Origin of the sequence: Cupriavidus respiraculi (genome assembly GCF_914271545.1) — a bacterium.
Lineage (GTDB): Bacteria > Pseudomonadota > Gammaproteobacteria > Burkholderiales > Burkholderiaceae > Cupriavidus > Cupriavidus respiraculi.
The window spans coordinates 1,034,653-1,054,926 of record NZ_CAJZAH010000001.1; the positions used below are offsets into that span (position 1 = coordinate 1,034,653).

Sequence of the window (20,274 nt, forward strand, 5' to 3'; positions counted from 1 at the left end):
GCCTGCTTATTCGCCGTCGCGCTCGCCGTCGCCCGGCCCCGGCCACTGCGGCCGGGCGGCGCTGCCGCGCCATCGGCTCGCGCTGATTTCCGTGGCGAACTCGTGGTTGACCCGCTGGGCCTGCTGCGTCAGGTCGTCCAGCAACTCGTCCAGCAGCGCCAGCCGCTCGGGCGACAGGCCGGCGACCAGCCGGGCATTGATGGCCGCGATATCGGCGAACAGCGCCCGCTGCAACGTCGTGCCGAGCGTAGTCAGCTCGACGGTGGCGCGGCGCTGATCGCCCGCCACGCCACGGCGCCGGATCAGGCCCTTGCCCGACATCAGCGTAATGGCGCGCGACACTCGCGCGCGGTCCAGATGGCATTTGCCGGCCAGTTCCGACGGCGACTGCGGGCCGTGGGCCGCGAGCAGCCCGAGCATGTGCCATTCGCGGCGCGAGACGCCGTACTTGCCTTCGCACAGGCGGATCACCGCCGCGCCGCTGGCGGCCATCAGCCGCGCCAGGCGGTAGTTCAGAAGATCGGTGATATCGGCGGGCTGCGCCAGGCTGCCCTCGCGGGGAGCATTCGCCGCGTTCGGATTGGTGGTCACGAAAGATGCCGGTGGAACCTGAAAACCGGCATCTTACTGCGGGGCCGCGGCATGGCTCCGCGCGCGCGGGCCAACACCGCCCCGCCCCTCCCAAGATCGCTGACGGCATGCGACCCGTTCAGGCGCAAGTGGCGCAACTGCTGCGGTGAGGGCCGCCTGCGCTCCAGGAACGAAGCCGCGCAGTGCGCCATGGGCGCGCGCGGCTTGACCGGGTCGCCGCGATCTGGCATATAGGTCCATCGGCGCCGCCCGGTATCGAACGCCGCGCCGACTCAGGATTCCCCACCACTCCTCTCCAGCCGATGACCACGCATCCGTCCCACGCAACGCTTCGCGCGCATGCCCCGCATGCCGGCGAGGCGCGCGTGCACGGCGGACTCGCCCGCGTCTACGGTATCGGCCGGACCCCTGCCCCCGCGCGCACGCCGCGCGTCACCGCCGTGCTTTCCCTCGCCGTGCGAGGGGTCGCGGACTGAACAGTCCCAAGCCAACCTTCCTCGCACGGCCGCTCCCCCAAGCGGGCGATCCTTCGCCCATCGTTTCCACACGCGACTTTGGGAGAGTCACCATGCCAGCGATCTATCGCATGACGCTCTGCACGATAGCGGTCATCGCGCTGCTGTACCTGGTCCTGCGCGGCTAACGCGCGGCTCGCACCCGGACAGGGGCCGGCGCGCCCCTGCCTTGCGCTCCCACGTCGTCGCGACTGCCTCCGGGAGGTCTCGCTTGTCCTTCGCCATTCCTTCGTTCGCCAACCCACTCGCCTTTGCCCTGCCCTCGCCGCGTCCGCTCGCGCTGCGCATCGACGTGGAACTCGATCAGGTCGAATTCGACCGCGAATTCCAGACCTTGTACGACCGCATGCAACGGCGTGGAGACTGCCTGTACGACATGCCGGCGCTCGAACTCGACATGCCAGGCCTGGTGCTGCGCGTGCGCGAGGCGGACGGCGAGTTCTATGTCTACGTGGAGGACCGCTTGCGGCAACGGCTCGCCGGCTACACGGTCTTCAACCGGCTGATCGAACTGAATCGCCGCGCCGACCGCTATTTCCGTGCTCCGCATTCGCGCTTCGCGGCGCCCTACCGCCGCCGTGGGCTGGCCACCGCCATCTACCGCTGCGCGCTCGACGCGGGCCTGTGCCTGCTGAGCGGCGCGCGGCAATCGCCGGCAGCGCATGCGCTGTGGGCATCGCTGTCGGGACAATACCCACGCGGCTACGCCGACCTGGGTGGGTGCGGCGACAAGACGCCGGCCTACCTGGGAGAGACAGTGCAAGAGGACGTGCTGCAACGCCTCTCCACCCGCATGCTGTTGCTCGGCCGGGGATGGACGATCGACGCGCTGGTCGCTGCGGCGGCGATGCGTTGCCACGGCCGCGGCGGGCCCACCGCGGGCACGGCCGCGGCGTCGCGCTGATGCGCACGGGGCTCTCGTGCCGAAGTCCGCCGCGGCAAGAGGGCGTCAGCCCCTGACATCGACCTCCGGCTGCACCGACATCCCCACCCTCAGGCGCTGGGCGTTGGCCTGGCCCGGATCGAGCGCGATCCGTACCGGCAGGCGCTGGACGATCTTGGTGAAGTTGCCGGTGGCGTTATGCGGGGCGATGGTCGAGTAGCTGACCCCGCTCGCGGGGCCGACGCTGTGCACGCGACCGGTGAATACCTCGCCCGGCAGCGCATCGACGGTGAGGCGTACCGGTTGCCCCGGCCGCATGCGCGCGAGCTGCGTCTCGCGGAAATTCGCCTCGACGTAGATGTCGGCCAGCGGCACCACCGTCATCAGCGGGTCGCCGACCTTGGCCAGATTGCCCACGCGGATGTTCTTGTGGCCGATGGTGCCGGCGATAGGCGCCGCGATGCGGGTGTGGGACAGGTTCAGCTCGGCCTGTCCCAGTGCCGCCTCGGCCTGCGCCACGGCCGCGGTTGCACGCTGCGTCTCGGCACGCAGGATGGCGAGCCGTTCCGTTTCGGCTTCGAGCACGGCGCTGTCCTTGCTGTGCTGGGCGTCCTGCACGCGCAGGCGCGCCTGGGCCTGCTGGCGCGACTGTTCCGTGCCCGAGCCGTCGGCGGCGAGGCTGGTGTAGCGCTCGAAGTCGGCACGGGCCAACTGCCGGTTTGCCGCATCGGCCGCGAGCGTCGAGCGCGCCTGGCGGATGACCGATTCCTGCACTGCGGTCTGCGCCTTCAGCGCCTCGGCGGTGGCCCGCGCGCTGTCCAGCATGGCCTTGGCGCTGCGCACGGCGATGAGGTAGTCGCGATCGTCCAGGCGCGCGAGCGGCTGTCCGGCCTGCACGCTCTGGTTGTCAGCGACCAGGACTTCGGTGACCAGGCCCGCGACGCGCGGCGCGACCACGGTGATATCGGCGCGGATATAGGCGTCGTCGGTCGACTGCGTGCCCGAAGAGGCTTCGGGCCGGTTGGCGAGCAGGGCCAGCAGTGCCGCCGTCGCGACGACGGCGCCCCCGACCAGCAGTTTGGATGTCTTGGTGAGTGTCATGATGCGGGTGATACCGGGCTGAGTGACTTGACTTGGTGTCAGGATGCCGCCGCCTTGCGCGGCGACGGGATGTATTGCAGGGCGAAGGCAAGCGGGATCAGCGCCACTGCCAGCACCGCGAGCAGCAGGTAGGCATCGGCGACCGACAGCACGGCGGACTGGCCCGCGATGGTCGCCGCGAGATCCGGCGGCGCGGGCGCCTGTGCCATTGCCGCATGGTCCAGCAGCATTTCCTTGTGAAAGCGCGAGCGCAGTTCGACCACGCGCAGGATCAACGCCGATCCGACCAGCGAGCCGAGCGCGCGCAACAGGTTGACGATGCCCGCCACGAACGGGCCTTCCATCGGCCCAACCACGCTGGTGGCCAGGAACAGCATCGCCACCACCGCCATGGGCTGCCCGACCGCCTGCAGGCCCTGCGCCAGCGCGAACTCTGCCCACATCCACTGCGAGGTGAGGTGCGCGCCCAGCACGCAGGCCGCGGCTACGCACGCCAGGCCGACGGCCAGTACGGCCCGCGCGTCGACCCAGCGGCGATACAGCAGCAGCGACACGGCGGGCGCGATGACCAGCTGCGGCAGGCCGATCATCAGGCCGACCGGTGCGCTCTGCAGCGGGCGGTAGCCCCAGGCTTGCCCCAGATGCGTGGCCGGCAGCAGCGATCCGGAGAGAAACACCACCAGCAGGCAGACGAAGATCGAGAAACCCAGCCCGAGATTCCTGCGCAACAGCAGTTGCAGTTTGAGGAACGGCGATGGGTGGCGCCATTCCGTCCAGAGGTAGAACGCCACCAGCAGGCCCCCGGCCAGCAGGCTCGCGCGGATCAGCGGCGAAGCGAGCCACTCCAGCCGGTTGCCCTGGTCCAGCGCCACCGTCAGCAGCGCGAGGCCGACGACGCCGAAGGCCATGCCGAACCAGTTCGCCTGCGCGAAGCGCTCGGGACGCACCGGATCCCGCGGCAGACCCCATGCCACCAGCATGGCGGCCGCGACATTGGCGGGGACGATCTGCCAGTAGACCATGCGCAGGGCCGGCCACTGGTCGGTCCACAGACCGGCCAGCCAGGTGGAGACATTGGGCGCGAACGTGGCCGTCATGGCGTACAGCGCCAGCGCATAGAGGCGGATCGACGGCGGCAGGAAGCGCAGCGCGGCCATCATCAGCAGCGGGATCATGGTGCCGCTGGCCATGCCCTGCACGAAGCGCATCCCCAGCAGCAGATCGATGTCCCTGAGGAACGGCAGCAGGCTCGCGATGCCGGAGGCGGCGAGCAGCATCAGCAGGTGAAAGCGGCGCAGGCCCAGCGTCACGGCAAACCAGCCGGCCAGCGGCATGGCGATGACCTCGCCGGCTGCATAGGCGGTGGCGAGCCACGAGCCATCGTCGAGTCCGAAGCCGTTGGCGCCGCGGATGTCCGGCAGCGTCAGCGTGCCGACGCGGCTGTTGATGCCGGCGGTCATCGCCGCGACGAAGACGCCGAGCAGGCCGAGCGCCAGGCGCGGGCCGAAGGCCGCCACCGGGGGCGCGGCCGACGGTGGCGCGGCCGCACCAGGCGGCATGGCGACGGTCGCCGGCATCCCGTTCATTGCGCGCTCCCGGCGAACGGCGCGCGGGAGGCCGCGTGCGACGCGGGTGGCGGCGCCCATCCGCCGCCCAGCGCCTTGTAAAGGTGTACGACGGCCACCACGCTGCCGGTGGCCGCGTCGCTGAGTTCCAGTTCGCTTGCCAGCACGCCGCGCTGCGCCGTGAGCACGGTCACGTAGTCCGCCACCCCGGCGCGATACGACGCTTCGGCGGCCTGCAAGGCCTCACGATTCTGGGCGAAGGCCTCTTCCAGCGCGGTCCGGCGTTGCTGCTGGGCGACCAGCGCATTCAACGCGTTGTCGACCTCGTGCCAGGCCTGCAGCACGGTCTGCCGGTAGGCGATGGCGGCCTCGCGCTGCCTGGACTCGGTCAACTCCAGCGTGCGGACAAGGCGCCCTCCCTCGAAGATCGGCAGATGGATGCGCGGGCCGACGAAGAACTGCGTGGACGACCACAGCCCCAGGTCCTGGGCGTCGAACGCCTGCACGCCGAACCCGCCGGCCAGCGAGATGCGCGGATAGAAGTCAGCCTTGGCGGCGCCGATGGCGGCGGTCGCCGCGTGCAGCCGCGCCTGCGCGGCCTGGATATCGGGCCGGCGCTGCGCCAGTTCCGATGGCACGCCGACCGGCAGGCGCGGTGCGGCGCCGGGCAGCGGGCGCGCCTCGGCCAGTTGGGCGTCGAGCGCGCGCGGCGGCTGTCCGACCAGCAGGGCCAGCGCGTTCAGCAGCACGCCGTGCTGATCGCGCAGCTGCGGCAGCAGCGCGTCGACGGCGGCGAGCTGGGCGCGGGCCGATGCGAGATCGAAGCGTGTCGCCACGCCGTTGCGCTGCCGGCTCTGCGCCAGTTCCACCAGATGCGTGGCGATGGCGTGGTTCTGCCCGGCGATGGCGAGCCGCTTCTGCACGCCACGCAGCGCCAGATACTGGCGTGCAATCTCGGCGGACAGCGAAACCTGCGCGCCGCGCTGCTCCTGCATGGTGGCTTCGAGGGAGGCCAGCGCGCCTTCGCGCTGGCGCCGCACCCTGCCCCACACATCGAGTTCCCAGCTCGCATCGAAGCCCGCCTGCCACAGCTCGTGGGCGGCCGTGCTCGCGCCCAGCCGGGCCATCGGGCCGTTCTCGCTGATGGCCTGGCGATCCATACCGGCCTTCAGGCCGACGCGTGGAAACAGCGCCGCCATCACGATGCCGCTGCGCGCGCGGCTCTGCTCCACGCGCTCCGCGGCCGCCTGCAGGCTCAGGTTGCCGTCCCAGGCGCGCGCGATCAGCGCATCGAGCACCGGGTCGTCGAGCAGGCGCCACCAGTCGCGTGGCACTGGATCGTCCGCCAGCGCCTGCACCGGCTGGCCGTCGCGGGGCTGCATGGTGGCGGCGGCCGAGGCGGCCTGCGGCGGTTCGAAGTCCGGGCCCACGGCGCATCCGGCGAGCAGCGCGGCCGCTCCCAGGAATCCGTGCCATCGGCCAAAATGCGTGACGAAAGACATGCTCGATCCAGTAATCCGAAAAATAAACTAAACCTATCGGTACAGGATGCTATGCTACGTGGCGAGACACGTCAACTTTTTTAAACCGCTCGGTACACATGAAAAAGCGCGATACGACATCTGTGGAAAACGCTCCCGAAGCCGCCCCCGGTCCCACCGGCAAGGCGCTGACCGTGCTGGACGCGGCCCGCGACGTCTTCCTGACACACGGCTTCGCCGGCGCGACCACGGACATGATCCAGCAGGCCGCCGGGGTGTCCAAGGCCACGGTCTATGCCCACTACGGCACCAAGGAGAACCTGTTCGCCGCGGTGATCGACCGCCAGTGCTCCGAGCACATGAATGCGCTGCGCGGGCTCGGCACGTTGCCCGGCGGCATCGAGGCGGTGCTGCGCGCACTGGCGCACGCCTACCTCGAGTTCGGTCTGGCGCCCGCGGGGCTGGCGCTGTTCCGCGTGTCCGCGGCCGAGGCACCGCGCTTCCCGCAGCTGGCCCGTACGTTCTATGAGAAGGGCCCGAAGGTGTACTGCGGCATCGTTGCCGAGCACCTGGAACGCGCGGTGCAGGCCGGCGAACTGGAACTGGGCGATACCACGCTGCAGGAGGCCGCGGCCCTGTTCTTCAGCCTGGTGCGCGGCCAGGCGCAGCTGGAGTCCCTGCTGCACGCCGAGCGCAAGCCCACGGCGGCGCAGAAGAAGCGGTGGGTCGAACTGGCGCTGCGGACGTTTTTCGGGGCGTTCGGTACGCGCTAGACGGCACGAGCGTGCCGCCCGTCCGCTATGCCCGCGCGGATACCACCGCCTGCACGGTGCGCGACGACAGCGCCTTTGGCACGGCGACCCGCATCTCGTCGACGAAGCTGCGCAGCTTGGCCGGGTAGTAGCTGGCGTAGGGATAGATCAGATACATCGGCAGCGGCTGCGCGTGCCATTGCGGCAGCAGGTGGACCAGCTCGCCGCGGGCGATGTCTTCGGTAAACAGCCAGCTCGAGCCGACGGACACACCGAGCCCGAGCAGCGTCGCGCTGCGTAGCGCATACAGGCTGTCGGTGCTGATGCGCGGCTGGAAGACGACGCGGCGGCGCTCGTCCGTGCCATCGCGCGTCAGCGAGATATCGGTGCGGTAAAAGGTCCGCATCGACAGCCACGGCAGCCGCTCCAGGTCCTCCGGCTCCCGGGGCTGCGGCATCCCGTGCAGCAGTTTCGGCGACGCCACGACAACGCGGGGTACGTCGCCGAGACGGATCGCCACCGTGCCGGGGTCCTGCACCTCGCCGACATGGATGGCGCAATCGATCGCGCCGCCCACGAAGTCCGGCATATGGTCCTCCAGCAGCCATTCGACCGACACCTTGTCATGGCGGCGCACGTAGTCGGCCAGCGGCCCGATCAGCAGCTGCTGCCCGAACGCGTGCGGCACCCACACGCGCAGCGTGCCTTCCGGCTCGTGCCGCACGCCGCGCAGGTCCTCCTCGAAGTTGGCCCAGTCGGCCACCAGCGTCTTGGCCCGCTCGAAACAGCGCTGGCCATCCTCCGTCAGCTTCATGCCGTGGGTGGATCGCTGCAGCAGCCGCACCTTCAGCAGCGCTTCCAGCGCCTTGAGCCGGCGGCTTACGGTGGGCTGCGTCGTGCCGAGCTGCGCGGCAGCCTGGGACAGGTTGCCGGCCTGCACGATGCGCACAAAGGTCTGCACCAGTTCGATGCGATCGCTGCCAGCGGCGCGCAGCGTGGTTTCCACGCTGCCGCCCTCGTCGCCCGTCGGGGCCTGTTCCGCCTGCCGCATGTCCTGCCTCTCCTGCTTCATACCGTTCCCGTATAGCTGTTGTACGCCGCGCGCCTCTACCGGGCGGGCCCGTGCTGCACCACACTGCGAGCCAACACAACTTCCCTCCAAGGTATCGATCATGTCGTCGCTACAATCCGCGCCCGCCACAGCCGCCACCGTGCGGGCCGCCCAGGCGCCCGCCGCTTCCCTGCCCGGCCGGCTCGTGCTGCTGCTGTCGGCGGGCGCGGGGCTGTCCGTCGCCTCCCTGTACTACAGCCAGCCGATGCTCGGCATCATGGCGCCCGATCTGGGCGCCTCCAACGCGGCGGTGGGCTTCGTGCCCACGCTGACGCAGCTCGGTTACGCGCTGGGCATCCTGCTGCTGGCGCCGCTGGGCGACCGCTTCGACCGCCGCCGCATTATCCTCGCCAAGTCCGTGGCGCTGGGCCTTGCCCTGCTGCTCGCGAGCTTTTCCTCCGGCATCGGCGTGCTGCTCGCGGCCAGCCTGGCGATCGGGCTGGCCGCGACCATGGCGCAGGACATCGTGCCGGCCGCCGCCACGCTGGCGCCCGAAGCCGAGCGCGGCAAGGTCGTGGGCACGGTGATGACCGGCCTGCTGCTCGGCATTCTGCTCTCGCGCGTGGTCAGCGGCTTCGTCGCCGAACAGTATGGCTGGCGCGCGATGTTCGTGGTCGCGGCGGCCAGCATCGCCGCCATCGGCCTCATCGCACGGCGTGGCCTGCCCCGCTTCGTGCCGACCAGCAATCTCTCGTATGGCGCCCTGCTCGGTTCGCTGCTGACCCTGGTGCGCCAGCACCCCGCGCTGCGCCGCGCGGCGCTGGCCCAGGGGCTGCTGGCGGTCGGGTTCAGCGCGTTCTGGTCCACCCTCGCCGTGATGCTGCATGGCGCCCCCTTCCATCTGGGCAGCGCGGCGGCGGGCATGTTCGGCCTTGCCGGTGCAGCGGGCGCGCTGGGCGCCCCGATCGCCGGCCGCATCGCCGACCGCCGCGGGCCCGAACTGGTGACGCGCCTTGGCGCGGCCCTGACCGCCGTCTCGTTCGCTTCCATGCTGTTCCTGCCCATGCTGTCGGGCCCCGCGCAGCTGTGGGTCATCGCGGCCAGCGCCGTGGGCTTCGACCTTGGCGTGCAGGTCACGCTCGTCGCCCACCAGACCATCGTCTACGGCATCGATCCCGGCGCCCGCAGCCGCCTGAACGCGGTGCTGTTCGTCAGCATGTTCACCGGCATGGCGGCCGGCGCGGCAATGGGCGCGCTGCTGCTGGCCCGCTTCGGCTGGACCGGCATCGCCGCGATGGCCACGCTCTCCGCCCTGGGCGCGCTCGCCGTGCGCCTGCTGCCGTCGCGCCGCTGATGCGCCGGTGCGTGCGGACGGAACTGTGCGGGTGGGCGGCCGCGCTGTCCACCCATACCAAAAGACAGTTCCCGCCGCCTCCCTTTGTTCCTATGCTGCGCGGCCAGGGTCCATGAGCCGACGTGGCGCTCGTGGACCTGCCGCAGGACGGCAGCACATGGAAGGCCGCCCGCTGGCGGCCTTTTTCATGCCCGCCGACAACCCACCGCAAACGAACAACAACGAGAGGTCACGATGAGCAGCAACGACAGCAAGGACATCCTCACCACCGCCGCCGGCGCCCCGGTCGCCGACAACCAGAATTCGCTGACCGCCGGCCCGCGCGGACCCATGCTGCTGCAGGACGTGTGGTTCCTGGAAAAGCTCGCCCACTTCGACCGCGAGGTCATCCCCGAGCGGCGGGTACACGCCAAGGGCTCGGGCGCCTTCGGCACCTTCACGGTGACCGACGACATCACCCGCTATACCAAGGCCTCGATCTTCGCCCAGGTCGGCAAGCAGACCCCGCTGTTCCTGCGCTTCTCCACCGTCGCCGGCGAGCGCGGCGCGGCCGACGCCGAACGCGACGTGCGCGGCTTCTCGGTCAAGTTCTACACCGACGAGGGCAACTGGGACGTGGTGGGCAACAACACCCCGGTGTTCTTCGTGCGCGACCCGCTCAAGTTCCCCGACTTCATCCACACCCAGAAGCGCAACCCGCGCACCAACCTGCGCGACCCCATCGCCGTGTGGGACTTCTGGTCGCGCCATCCCGAATCGCTGCACCAGGTCACCATCCTGATGAGCGACCGCGGCGTGCCGCAGAACTACCGCCAGATGCACGGCTTCGGCTCGCACACCTACTCGTTCATCAACGAGGCGGGCGAGCGCTTCTGGGTCAAGTTCCACTTCAAGTCGATGCAGGGCATCGCCAACTGGACCAACGAGGAAGCGGCCGCGGTGGTGGCCAACGACCGCGAGAGCGCCCAGCGCGACCTGTACGAGAACATCGAGCGCGGCAATTTCGCGCGCTGGAAGCTGCGCGTGCAGATCATGCCCGAGGCCGACGCGGCCACCTACCGCATCAACCCGTTCGACCTGACCAAGGTCTGGCCGCACAAGGACTACCCGCTGATCGACGTGGGCGTGCTGGAGTTGAACCGCAATCCGGACAACTACTTCGCCGAGGTCGAGCAGGCCGCGCTGAACCCGTCCAACGTGGTGCCGGGCATCGGCTTCTCGCCGGACCGGATGCTGCAGGGCCGGCTGTTCTCGTACGGCGACGCGCAGCGCTACCGGCTGGGCGTGAACCACCACCAGATTCCGGTCAACGCGCCGAAGTGCCCGTTCCACAACAGTTTTCACCGCGACGGCGCGATGCGGGTCGACGGCAACCAGGGCAGCAAGCTGAACTACGAGCCCAACCGGCTGGGCGCCTATGGCGCCAGCGCGCGGGCGAGCGAGCCGCCGCTGGCCGTCGGCGACCAGGCCGACCGCTTCGACCATCGCGAGGACGGGGACTACTACAGCCAGCCCGGCGCGCTGTTCCGCCTGTTCGACGAAGGCCAGCGCCAGCGTCTGTTCGGCAATATCGCCGCGGCGATGCAGGGCGTGCCGATGGAGATCGTCAGCGTGCAGCTCGAGCACTTCCGCAAGGCCGATCCGGCCTATGGCGAAGGCGTCGCGCGAGCGCTGGGCCTGTAAGCGCGGGGGTCACCTCGCGACGGTGGCGTGGCGGGACGCACTTATACGAAGAGGTGATGGCGCCGGTGTGTCCCGGGCACTACGCTTCGACCGACCCGTGGACGCCACCCGCGGGACGCGCGCCAAAGCCGCGAACCGGCCCCGCCGCTAAGTTGAAGTTTTTTGAACGTGTATGTGAGAGATGAGCGGTTTTAGGGATCACATTTCTCCGTATAGTTCATCCCAACGCAGCGAAACAAACCAACCGCGACGTTGCAATAAATTCACCGAACTAACCTAAAGGAAGAAATCATGTCGAACGCCAAGCTGGAAGTCCTGACCCCGCAAAACAGCCAACTGATCATCATCGACCACCAGCCGCAGATGGCCTTCGGCGTGCAGTCGATGGACCGCCAGACCATGAAGAACAACGTGGTCGGCCTGGCCAAGGCGGCCAAGATCTTCGATATCCCCACCACCATCACCACCGTCGAATCGGACTCGTTCTCGGGCTACACCTACCCCGAACTGCTGGACGTGTTCCCCGGCAAGCAGACGCTGGAGCGCACCTCGATGAACTCGTGGGACGACCAGAAGGTGCGCGACGCGCTCAAGGCCAATGGCCGCAAGAAGGTGGTCGTCGCCGGCCTGTGGACCGAAGTCTGCAATACGACGTTCGCGCTGTGCGCCATGCTCGAAGGCGACTACGAGATCTACATGGTGGCCGACGCCTCGGGCGGCACCACCAAGGAAGCGCACGACTACGCCATGCAGCGCATGGTGCAGGCCGGCGTGGTACCGGTGACCTGGCAGCAGGTGCTGCTCGAATGGCAGCGCGACTGGGCCCGCCGCGATTCGTATGACGCGGTGATGAAGCTGGTCAAGGAGCACTCCGGCGCCTACGGCATGGGCGTGGACTACGCCTACACGATGGTGCACAAGGCCGAGCAGCGCACCGCCACCCCGCACGAGTCGATCGCCCCGGTCGCCGCTCGCTGATCACCGCCAGAACTCTCGCGATCTCCCGGCAAGCGGCGCGCCGCACCACGGCGCGCCGCCCCGAATCCTCTTTCCCGACAGGTCCACAGACATGAACAACAACAAGGTCGAACAGACCACCGAAGCCCTGAATCCCGCCCGCCGCAAGCTGATGATGGCAGGCGCCACCACCTTCGGCGCCGCAGCCGTGGCCACCTTCGGCGCGGCCCAGCAGGCCGACGCCGCCCCCGCGAAGTCCACCACACCTCAAGCACGACAAGGAGCGAAAGCGATGCAGACGATCACCACCAAGGACGGCACCGAAATCTTCTACAAGGACTGGGGCTCGGGCCGCCCGGTCGTGTTCTCGCATGGCTGGCCGCTGAACTCGGACGCGTGGGATGCGCAGATGCTGTTCCTCGCGCAGCGCGGGTTCCGCGTGATCGCGCACGACCGCCGCGGCCACGGCCGCTCGGGCCAGCCGGCGCAGGGCAACGACATGAACACGTACGCCGACGATCTGGCGGCGGTGATCGAGGCACTGGACCTGAAGGGCGCGACGCTGGTCGGCCACTCCACCGGCGGCGGCGAAGTCGCCCGCTATATCGGCCGCCACGGCACCAAGCGTGTCGCCAAGGCCGTGCTGATCGGCGCGGTGCCGCCCACGATGGCCAAGAGCGCCGCCTACCCGAACGGCCTGCCGCTGGAGGTGTTCGACGGCATCCGCAAGGGCGTGGCCGACAACCGCTCGCAGTTCTACCAGGAACTGGCCGTGCCCTTCTTCGGCTTCAACCGCCCGGGCGCCAAGGTCGCGCAGGGCACCATCGACGCCTTCTGGGCGCAGGGCATGACCGGCGGCATCCTCGGCCAGTACGCCTGCATCAAGGAATTCTCGGAAGTGGACTACACCGAAGACCTGAAGAAGATCGACGTGCCCACGCTGATCCTGCATGGCGAGGACGACCAGATCGTGCCGATCGGCAACTCCGCCCAGCTGTCCGCCAAGATCGTTCCCAACGCCAAGCTGAAGGTGTACCCCGGCGCCTCGCACGGCATGTGCGTGGTCAACGCCGACCAGGTCAACGCCGATCTGCTGGCTTTCCTGCAGGGCTGACGCCATGGCTGCCGATCAGGACAACCCCAAACGCGACGGCGTGCCGCTGAGCCGCCGCCAATTCATCGCAACCGCCGCGGCACTTGGCGCCGCGGCGGCCGGACGGAGCTTCGCCATGACCCCTTCCTCCACCCCTGAACTCGTGCTCGTCAACGGCAAGTTCACCACCCTCGACCGCTCGCGCCCGCAAGCCGAGGCCGTCGCGATCCGCGATGGCCGCTTCATGGCCGTGGGGTCGAAGGAGGAGATCATGCCGCTTGCCGGACCCGCCACCAAGGTGGTGGACCTGCAGGGGCGCCGTGCGATACCGGGCCTGATCGACAGCCACATGCACATCATTCGCGGTGGCCTGAACTACAACATGGAGCTGCGCTGGGACGGCGTGCGCTCGCTCGCCGATGCGATGCGCATGCTGCGCGAGCAGGTTGCGCGCACGCCGGCGCCGCAATGGGTGCGCGTGGTCGGTGGCTTCACCGAGCATCAGTTCGTGGAAAAGCGCCTGCCCACCATCGAGGAACTAAACGCCGCCGCGCCCGATACCCCGGTCTTCATCCTGCACCTGTACGACCGCGCGCTGCTGAACGCGGCCGCGCTGCGCACCGTCGGCTATGACAAGAACACGCCCAACCCGCCGGGCGGCGAGATCGTGCGCGACAAGGCGGGCAATCCCACCGGCCTGCTGCTGGCGCAGCCCAATGCGGTGATCCTGTACTCCACGCTGGCCAAGGGCCCGAAGCTGCCGCCCGAGTACCAGAAGAATTCCACGCGCCATTTCATGCGCGAGGTGAACCGCCTGGGCGTCACCGGCGTGATCGACGCGGGCGGTGGCTACCAGAACTATCCGGACGACTACCAGATCATCGAGGAACTGCACCGCGATGGCCAGCTGACCGTCCGTCTTGCCTACAACCTGTTCACGCAGAAGCCGAAGGAAGAGCTGGCCGATTTCAGCAGCTGGGCCGGCAAGGTCAAGCCCGGCCAGGGCGACGATCTGTATCGCCACAACGGCGCCGGCGAGATGCTGGTCTACAGCGCGGCCGACTTCGAGGACTTCCGCGTGGCGCGTCCCGAGATGCCGCCCAACATGGAGGCCGACCTCGAACCGGTGATCCGCCTGCTCGCCGAGAAGCGCTGGCCGTGGCGCCTGCATGCGACCTACGACGAGACCATCGGCCGCGCGCTGGACGTCTACGAGAAGGTAGCCAAGGACGTGCCGTTCAACGGCCTGCACTGGTTCTTCGACCACGCGGAAACGATCTCCGACCGCAATATCGACCGTATTGCCGCGCTCGGCGGCGGCATCGCCGTGCAGCACCGCATGGCCTTCCAGGGCGAGTACTTCGTCGAACGCTACGGCGCGAAGGCGGCCGAGGCAACGCCGCCGGTCAAGCGCATGCTCGAGCGCGGGGTGAAGGTCGGCGCCGGCACGGACGCGACCCGCGTGGCCTCGTACAACCCGTGGGTCTCGCTGTCGTGGCTGACCACCGGCAAGACGGTCGGCGGCATGGCGCTGTACCCGCAGGCCAACCTGCTGGACCGCGAAACGGCCCTGCGCCTGTGGACCGAAGCCAATACCTGGTTCTCCACCGAGGAAGGCAAGAAAGGCCAGATCAAGGCCGGCCAGCTCGCCGACCTGGCCGTGCTGTCGGCCGACTACTTCGCCGTGCCCGGCGACGAAATCCAGGACATCACCTCGGTGATGACGCTGCTGGGCGGCAAGGTGGTCTACGGCGACGGCGAGTTCGACAAACTCGCCCCGCCGCTGCCGCCCGCGATGCCCGACTGGGCACCGACGCGGCGCTACGGCGGCTACCAGCCGCGCAAGCCCGACGCGAAGCAGGCCATGCTGCAGAAACAGGCCATGGCCGCCGCCTGCGGCTGCGCCAGCTCGTGCGGCGTGCACGGCCACGCGCATGCCGGCGCCTGGGGCGCCAACGTGCCGACGTCCGGCAACCGCGCCGACAACAACGCATTCTGGGGCGCGCTGGGCTGCTCCTGCTGGGCCATCTGATGGCGGCCCCGATCAATGCGCGCCGCGCTGCCCTGCTGGGCAGCCCCACGCTGCAATGGGTCGCGCTGCTGTTGCTGTGCGCGGCCTATCTGCAAGGTGGCATCAACAAGGCGGCCAATCTCCAGGGCGCAGTCGCCGAGATGCAGCACTTCGGCCTGTCGCCCGCGCTGCCCTTCGCCATCGCGGTGATCGTGCTGGAACTGGGCGCCTCCGCCATGATCCTGGCCAATATCCAGCGCTGGCTCGGCGCGCTGGCGCTGGCACTGTTCACGCTGGCCGCCACCTTCATGGCCAACCGCTTCTGGGAAGTCGCCGGCCCGGAGCGCTTCATGGCGGAGAACGCCTTCTTCGAACACCTCGGCCTGGCGGGCGGCTTCCTGCTGGTGGCCTGGCATGACTGGAACACACGCCGCGGAGACCGTACGCCATGACGCAGCAAACCGCCCCATCCCCCGCGGCGCCCGCCAGCCAGGGCAGCTTCGCGCCGCTGGCGCAGGGCACCTTCGCAGTGCTGTGGGCCGCCACCGTGCTCGGCAACGTCGGCAGCTTCATGCGCGACGTGGCCAGCGCGTGGCTGGCCACGGACCTGTCCGGTTCGCCCGCCGCCGTTGCGGCCATCCAGGCCGCCGCCACGCTGCCGATCTTCCTGCTGGCGCTGCCGGCCGGCGTGCTGTCGGACATTCTCGACCGCCGCCGGCTGCTGATCGGCATCCAGATCGGACTGGCGCTGGTCAGCGGCACGCTGATGGTGCTGGCGCACACGGGCACGCTGACCATCGAGCGGCTCGCCGCGCTGGCCTTCTTCGGCGGCATCGGCGCGGCGCTGATGGGCCCGGCGTGGCAGTCCATCGTGCCGGAGCTGGTGCCGCGCACGCAGCTCAAGAGCGCGGTGGCGCTCAACGCGCTGGGCGTCAATATCGCGCGCGCCATCGGGCCGGCCATCGGCGGCCTGCTGCTCGCCAGCGTGGGCGCCGCGGCCACTTACGGGATGGACCTGCTCAGCTATGTGCTGGTGATCGCGGCCCTGGTCTGGTGGCGCCGCGCGCCCAGCGGTGTGGACCCGCTGCGGGAACATTTCTTCAGCGCCTTCCGGGCGGGCCTGCGCTTTACGCGCGCCAACCGCCGGCTGCATGTCGTGCTGGCCCGCGCTGCCGTGCATTTCGCCTTCGCCAGCAGCGTGTGGGCACTGCTGCCGCTGGTGGCGCGGCAACTGCTGCAGGGCGGCCCCGGCCTGTATGGCGTGCTGCTTGGCGCGGTCGGCGCCGGCGCCATCGGCGGCGCGCTGATCCTGCCCAGGCTGCAGCGCCGGCTCGATGCGGACGGCCTGGTGCTGGCCGCCGCGCTCGCATCGGCGGTGGTGATGGGCAGTCTCGCGCTGGCGCCGCCGACATGGCTGGCGTTGCCGCTGCTGCTGGTGCTCGGGGCGGCGTGGATCATCGCGCTGACCACCCTCGGCGGCACCGCGCAGGCCATCCTGCCGAACTGGGTGCGCGGCCGCGCCCTGGCCGTCTACCAGATGGTGTTCAACGGTGCGATGACCGCGGGCAGCCTTGCGTGGGGCTTTGTCGCCCAGGCGCTGGGCCTGTCCAGTGGCCTGCTCGTCGCCGCCGCCGGGCTCGCGCTGTTCGCACTGATCATGCACCGCGTGAAACTGCCCGCCGGCGAGGACGATCTCGCGCCGGCCAATCACTGGCCCGAGCCCGAGGTGGCCGCAGAGGTCGAGCACGATCGCGGCCCGGTGATGATCCAGGTCGTCTACCGCATCGCTCCGGAGGACCGCACCGAGTTCCTGCGGGCCATCCATCGCCTGTCGCAGGAGCGGCTGCGCGATGGTGCGTTCAACTGGGGCGTGATGGAGGACGCGGGCGATCCGTCGCTGATGACCGAGTGGTTCCTGGTGGAATCGTGGGCCGAGCACCTGCGCCAGCACCGCCGCGTGGCCCATGCCGATGCCGACCTGCAGCGCGATCTCGCCCGCTTCCATCGCGGCCCCGGCGCGCCCGAGGTCAGGCACCTGATCGCCGCGGCGCCGCCGCGCTGACCTTCCCATCACCGAACGTTGGAGCACGCAGTGAAACTCTATCTTGTCTCCCTTGGCGCCGGCATCCTGGTCGGTGTGCTGTACGCCCTGATGCAGGTGCGCTCGCCCGCTCCGCCGGTGGTGGCCCTGGTCGGCCTGCTTGGCATGCTGATCGGCGGCCAGATCGTGCCGCCGGTGCAGCGCCTGCTGGCCGGCGAACCGGTCACCATGGCGTGGTTCGGGCGCGAATGCGTGCCGCAGATTACCGGCCTGCCGCCGGCGGCCGGCAGCGCGGCCGACGGGGCCGCGGCGGCCACCGCCCCCGCCGACGCCCGCCCGGGCCGCAGCGCCACCGCACCCGGCACCGACGACATCGGCTGCAAGGGCTGACCCTTCTCTTCCGGCGGTGGCACCCGCCGCCGGAAGCCCCGCTTCACCCAAGGAATCCCATGGCATCAAACCTGTCGGCGTGCATGCTGACGGCGTGCGCGCTGGGCGCGTCCGGCGCGCACGCGCAATCCTCCGTGACGGTCTATGGCCGCATCAACACGGCGCTGGAGTATGCGCACGCGAGCACGGCCACCGACGGCACGCGTGTTGGCGGCGTCGGCCGCCTGACCAACAACCGCTCGGTATTCGGCCTGCGCGGCGAAGAAACGCTGGACGGCTCGCTGAAAGCCATCTGGCAGATCGAAAGCACGATGGCGATGGATACGGGCGCCGGCGAGATCGCCGCGCGCAACACGCGCATCGGCCTCACTGGCAGTGCCGGCACGCTCTTCATGGGCAACTGGCACACGCCGTACACCGAATCGACGCTGGCCTACGATCCGTACTATCCGACCACCGCGGGCTATATGGCCCTGATGGGCAACGGCTCGGCATCGTCCAGCAACAACATCGAGGACACCAGTTCCTTCGACCGGCGCCAGAAGAACCTGCTCGTGTACAAGACACCGGCGTGGGGCGGGCTGTCCGGCGGCATCGCGTGGGGAGTCAACGAAGAGAAGACCACGGTGCCGCGCGACCCGGCGCTGTACTCGTTCGCCGTCGGCTACGACCGGGCGGGCCTGAACCTGACGGCGGCCTACGAGGTCCACCAGCACTACCAGACCGCGGGCCGCAACGACGACGCCATCAAGATCGGCGCCGCCTATCAGTTCGGCGATACCCGCGTGGCGCTGGTGTACGAACGCCTGCACTATCGCACCGCCACCGGCGATCTGACCCGCAACGGCTACTACGCCTCACTGGTGCAGAAGCTCGGGCCCGGCTCGGTGCGGCTGGGCTTCGGCGTGGCAGGCAACGGCCATGGCGATGCGCAGGAAACCATCGGCTTCTTCCGGGCCGGTCCCGACACCGGCGCGACGCAGATCACCGTCGGCTACGACTACCCGCTGTCGAAACGCACCGCTGTGTACGCCTACTACAGCCGCATCGACAACAAGCGGCATGGCGCCTACGACTTTGCGATCAACCAGCTCGGCGTCAGCGAAGGCAGCGATCCGCAGACGGTGGCGCTCGGCGTCAGGCATAGCTTCTGAGGCGCCCGTCAGGCTGTCTGCCTGCTTGGCCTGCCGTCCGCGGGAAAGAGCCGGGTTGTGGTGAGCGCCTGCGGCGCCATCGGCCTTTCCATGGGCAATCCCCGCCGTGACACCCTTGCTACGATGCGCGGATCGATGCATATTCGCATCAATATTGAAGCGGAGAAGCCCCATGCGCACTACTGTCACGATCGACGATTCCCTCTATGAGAAGGCGCTGGAAATGGCTGATCCCGGCATGGACAAGGCGGACCTGTTTCGAGAAGCGATCAAGACATTCGTGCGGGTGCAGGCGGCCAAGCGCCTCGCAGCGCTGGGCGGCAAGGCGCCCGCCATGGCCAGCGTGGCGCGGCGTCCGGGGAAGCCGGCCGACCAATGAGAGTCCTGATCGACACGTCGATATGGGTGGAGCACTTCAAGCAACGCAATGAAGGGCTCGTCGCCCTGCTGGAAATGGACCTTGTCCTCACGCATCCAATGGTGGTGGCGGAGATCGCTTGCGGTACGCCTCCGGCGCCGCGCAAGCGAACGCTGCATGATCTCGGGCTCCTGCAGGAATGCCACAGCGCGAGCACGCCGGAGTTGATGGCGTTCATCGAGCGGGAAAAACTGTACGGCCTTGGCTCTGGCCTGATCGACCTCGCACTGCTCGCTTCCACGCTGATCACTCCGGATGCCCGGCTCTGGACCCTGGACCGACGCCTGATGAATCTGGCAAAGCGGTTCTCCGTGGCATACGGCCGGAAAACGCACTGATGCTCGCCAGGCAACGGCGTTCCCGGTTCACTTTTATCACATCAATTAATTTGAATAAGTAATCCGACAAACGCGCTGCATCCGCCTCTTTCCCTGCCCTATAGTTCAGTCATCGGCGCGACACACAGCAAGCGACGAACCGACGAATAACTTCAACAACTTAGCGATAGAGAGAGAAATCATGACCAACAGCGCCCTCACCAAGTTCCTGCCCGCCCTGACCCTTGCCCTGCTCGCCGCCGGCGGCGTGCAGGCAGCGCCCACCAGCGGCTCGGCAGATTCCTACGGCTATCAGTTCCGCAGCGCCCCCGGCCCCGTGCGCGACGTCTATACCGACGGCGCCCGCATCGGCAATGTGGATGTGTTCACCGAAGGCGCCCGTACGGTGGCCAGCCTCCGCGACGCCTTCACGGACGGCGCCCGCAGCCGCGATGCCTTCACCGACGGCGCCCGCAGCGGGGACGTCGATGTGTTCACCGAAGGCGCGCGCATCGTCGCCGGCCTGGACCGCACCGGCGTGTCGTCGGTCCCGGGCCGCACCCGCGACGCCTACACGGATGGCGCGCGTGGCCGCGATGCCTTCACCGACGGTGCCCGCAGCGGCGATGTCGATGTCTTCACCGAGGGCGCGCGCATCGTCGCCGGCCTGGACCGCACCGGCGTGTCCTCCGCCCCGGGCCGCACCCGCGACGTCTACACGGATGGCGCGCGTGGCCGCAACGCCTACACCGATGGCGCCCGCAGCGGGGACGTCGATGTGTTCACGGAAGGCGCGCGCGTGACGGTGTAAGTCCATCGGACTCCGCACGGCCCGGCCCCCTAATACCTTGGTAGTAAGGGGGCCGACGCGCCCCCCGGATAGTGCAAGAATGCGCCCGCGAAGGCTTCGCGCCCTC

Annotated in this window: 19 protein-coding genes; 14 read left to right on the plus strand and 5 right to left on the minus strand. The window is 69.1% G+C overall.

The features are described 5' to 3' along the window. Positions 1 to 6: 6 nt before the first annotated feature. Positions 7 to 591, minus strand: a complete 585-nt coding sequence (locus LDO27_RS04635) for a MarR family winged helix-turn-helix transcriptional regulator (RefSeq protein ID WP_224039979.1) — start codon at positions 589 to 591, stop codon at positions 7 to 9. A gap of 726 nt (positions 592 to 1,317) precedes the next feature. On the opposite strand from LDO27_RS04635, the gene LDO27_RS04640 reads away from it, so the two are divergent. After that, on the plus strand, positions 1,318 to 2,010 hold the full coding sequence (locus tag LDO27_RS04640) for an N-acetyltransferase (protein ID WP_224039981.1): 693 nt from the start codon (positions 1,318 to 1,320) through the stop codon (positions 2,008 to 2,010). 45 nt (positions 2,011 to 2,055) lie between these two features. Here LDO27_RS04640 and LDO27_RS04645 read toward each other — a convergent pair whose 3' ends face one another. Genes LDO27_RS04645 through LDO27_RS04655 form a run of 3 tightly spaced genes read right to left on the minus strand, consistent with a single transcriptional unit; the run spans position 2,056 to position 6,157 of the window. Then, positions 2,056 to 3,090, minus strand: a complete 1,035-nt coding sequence (locus LDO27_RS04645) for an HlyD family secretion protein (protein WP_222207019.1) — start codon at positions 3,088 to 3,090, stop codon at positions 2,056 to 2,058. A gap of 38 nt (positions 3,091 to 3,128) precedes the next feature. Beyond that, positions 3,129 to 4,676, minus strand: a complete 1,548-nt coding sequence (locus LDO27_RS04650; protein WP_224039982.1) for an MFS transporter — start codon at positions 4,674 to 4,676, stop codon at positions 3,129 to 3,131. Further along, positions 4,673 to 6,157: an efflux transporter outer membrane subunit gene (locus LDO27_RS04655; protein ID WP_224039983.1), complete on the minus strand. Its 1,485-nt coding sequence runs from the start codon at positions 6,155 to 6,157 to the stop codon at positions 4,673 to 4,675. Before LDO27_RS04655 ends, LDO27_RS04650 begins: the two co-directional genes overlap by 4 nt. Before the next feature lie 122 nt (positions 6,158 to 6,279). Between LDO27_RS04655 and LDO27_RS04660 the strand changes: the two genes are divergently transcribed. Continuing rightward, a complete protein-coding gene (locus LDO27_RS04660; RefSeq protein WP_224039985.1) occupies positions 6,280 to 6,909 on the plus strand; it encodes a TetR/AcrR family transcriptional regulator in 630 nt (209 codons plus the stop codon). 25 nt (positions 6,910 to 6,934) lie between these two features. On the opposite strand, the gene LDO27_RS04665 is transcribed toward LDO27_RS04660, so the two are convergent. Then, complete coding sequence (locus LDO27_RS04665; protein ID WP_224039986.1) at positions 6,935 to 7,960, minus strand: LysR family transcriptional regulator; 1,026 nt, start codon at positions 7,958 to 7,960, stop codon at positions 6,935 to 6,937. A 100-nt stretch (positions 7,961 to 8,060) separates the two neighbouring features. Between LDO27_RS04665 and LDO27_RS04670 the strand changes: the two genes are divergently transcribed. The 12 genes from LDO27_RS04670 to LDO27_RS04725 all read left to right on the plus strand — a co-directional run bounded on the left by LDO27_RS04670 (position 8,061) and on the right by LDO27_RS04725 (position 20,168). Beyond that, entirely contained in the window at positions 8,061 to 9,293 is a 1,233-nt protein-coding gene (locus tag LDO27_RS04670; RefSeq protein ID WP_222207023.1) for an MFS transporter, read from the plus strand. A 234-nt stretch (positions 9,294 to 9,527) separates the two neighbouring features. Beyond that, positions 9,528 to 10,976: a catalase gene (locus LDO27_RS04675; protein ID WP_224039988.1), complete on the plus strand. Its 1,449-nt coding sequence runs from the start codon at positions 9,528 to 9,530 to the stop codon at positions 10,974 to 10,976. Positions 10,977 to 11,267: 291 nt separating this feature from the next. Continuing rightward, positions 11,268 to 11,954 (plus strand): hydrolase, encoded by a 687-nt coding sequence (locus LDO27_RS04680; RefSeq protein WP_222205187.1) that lies wholly within the window; start codon positions 11,268 to 11,270, stop codon positions 11,952 to 11,954. A 271-nt stretch (positions 11,955 to 12,225) separates the two neighbouring features. Next, positions 12,226 to 13,047 carry an alpha/beta fold hydrolase gene (locus LDO27_RS04685; RefSeq protein WP_222205255.1) on the plus strand — a complete coding sequence of 274 codons (822 nt, stop codon included), beginning with the start codon at positions 12,226 to 12,228 and terminating at the stop codon, positions 13,045 to 13,047. Positions 13,048 to 13,162: 115 nt separating this feature from the next. Further along, positions 13,163 to 15,058 carry an amidohydrolase gene (locus LDO27_RS04690; RefSeq protein WP_222205186.1) on the plus strand — a complete coding sequence of 632 codons (1,896 nt, stop codon included), beginning with the start codon at positions 13,163 to 13,165 and terminating at the stop codon, positions 15,056 to 15,058. Beyond that, positions 15,058 to 15,489: a DoxX family protein gene (locus tag LDO27_RS04695; RefSeq protein WP_224039989.1), complete on the plus strand. Its 432-nt coding sequence runs from the start codon at positions 15,058 to 15,060 to the stop codon at positions 15,487 to 15,489. The genes LDO27_RS04690 and LDO27_RS04695 overlap by 1 nt, the downstream gene beginning before the upstream one ends. Then, positions 15,486 to 17,099 carry an MFS transporter gene (locus LDO27_RS04700; RefSeq protein ID WP_222205183.1) on the plus strand — a complete coding sequence of 538 codons (1,614 nt, stop codon included), beginning with the start codon at positions 15,486 to 15,488 and terminating at the stop codon, positions 17,097 to 17,099. Before LDO27_RS04695 ends, LDO27_RS04700 begins: the two co-directional genes overlap by 4 nt. 30 nt (positions 17,100 to 17,129) lie before the next feature. After that, complete coding sequence (locus LDO27_RS04705) at positions 17,130 to 17,468, plus strand: XapX domain-containing protein (RefSeq protein WP_224039991.1); 339 nt, start codon at positions 17,130 to 17,132, stop codon at positions 17,466 to 17,468. Between the two features lie 59 nt (positions 17,469 to 17,527). Next, positions 17,528 to 18,622 (plus strand): porin, encoded by a 1,095-nt coding sequence (locus LDO27_RS04710; protein WP_377747231.1) that lies wholly within the window; start codon positions 17,528 to 17,530, stop codon positions 18,620 to 18,622. 172 nt (positions 18,623 to 18,794) lie between these two features. Then, complete coding sequence (locus LDO27_RS04715; protein WP_222205176.1) at positions 18,795 to 19,001, plus strand: type II toxin-antitoxin system VapB family antitoxin; 207 nt, start codon at positions 18,795 to 18,797, stop codon at positions 18,999 to 19,001. Continuing rightward, positions 18,998 to 19,378: a type II toxin-antitoxin system VapC family toxin gene (locus LDO27_RS04720; RefSeq protein WP_224039992.1), complete on the plus strand. Its 381-nt coding sequence runs from the start codon at positions 18,998 to 19,000 to the stop codon at positions 19,376 to 19,378. The genes LDO27_RS04715 and LDO27_RS04720 overlap by 4 nt, the downstream gene beginning before the upstream one ends. A 181-nt stretch (positions 19,379 to 19,559) precedes the next feature. Beyond that, the gene (locus tag LDO27_RS04725; RefSeq protein ID WP_224039994.1) at positions 19,560 to 20,168 is read left to right on the plus strand and encodes a copper resistance protein CopQ; all 609 of its coding nucleotides are present in this window, start codon (positions 19,560 to 19,562) and stop codon (positions 20,166 to 20,168) included. The last annotated feature ends 106 nt before the right edge of the window (positions 20,169 to 20,274 follow it).

Excerpts from the sequence above, each read along its gene's own strand:
- LDO27_RS04645 (WP_222207019.1), bottom strand. The coding sequence starts at position 3,090 with ATGACACTCACCAAGACATCCAAACTGCTGGTCGGGGGCGCCGTCGTC.
- LDO27_RS04650 (WP_224039982.1), bottom strand. The coding sequence starts at position 4,676 with ATGAACGGGATGCCGGCGACCGTCGCCATGCCGCCTGGTGCGGCCGCG.
- LDO27_RS04655 (WP_224039983.1), bottom strand. The coding sequence starts at position 6,157 with ATGTCTTTCGTCACGCATTTTGGCCGATGGCACGGATTCCTGGGAGCG.
- LDO27_RS04665 (WP_224039986.1), bottom strand. The coding sequence starts at position 7,960 with ATGAAGCAGGAGAGGCAGGACATGCGGCAGGCGGAACAGGCCCCGACG.
- LDO27_RS04670 (WP_222207023.1), top strand. The coding sequence starts at position 8,061 with ATGTCGTCGCTACAATCCGCGCCCGCCACAGCCGCCACCGTGCGGGCC.
- LDO27_RS04675 (WP_224039988.1), top strand. The coding sequence starts at position 9,528 with ATGAGCAGCAACGACAGCAAGGACATCCTCACCACCGCCGCCGGCGCC.
- LDO27_RS04680 (WP_222205187.1), top strand. The coding sequence starts at position 11,268 with ATGTCGAACGCCAAGCTGGAAGTCCTGACCCCGCAAAACAGCCAACTG.
- LDO27_RS04685 (WP_222205255.1), top strand. The coding sequence starts at position 12,226 with ATGCAGACGATCACCACCAAGGACGGCACCGAAATCTTCTACAAGGAC.
- LDO27_RS04690 (WP_222205186.1), top strand. The coding sequence starts at position 13,163 with ATGACCCCTTCCTCCACCCCTGAACTCGTGCTCGTCAACGGCAAGTTC.
- LDO27_RS04695 (WP_224039989.1), top strand. The coding sequence starts at position 15,058 with ATGGCGGCCCCGATCAATGCGCGCCGCGCTGCCCTGCTGGGCAGCCCC.
- LDO27_RS04700 (WP_222205183.1), top strand. The coding sequence starts at position 15,486 with ATGACGCAGCAAACCGCCCCATCCCCCGCGGCGCCCGCCAGCCAGGGC.
- LDO27_RS04710 (WP_377747231.1), top strand. The coding sequence starts at position 17,528 with ATGGCATCAAACCTGTCGGCGTGCATGCTGACGGCGTGCGCGCTGGGC.
- LDO27_RS04715 (WP_222205176.1), top strand. The coding sequence starts at position 18,795 with ATGCGCACTACTGTCACGATCGACGATTCCCTCTATGAGAAGGCGCTG.
- LDO27_RS04720 (WP_224039992.1), top strand. The coding sequence starts at position 18,998 with ATGAGAGTCCTGATCGACACGTCGATATGGGTGGAGCACTTCAAGCAA.
- LDO27_RS04725 (WP_224039994.1), top strand. The coding sequence starts at position 19,560 with ATGACCAACAGCGCCCTCACCAAGTTCCTGCCCGCCCTGACCCTTGCC.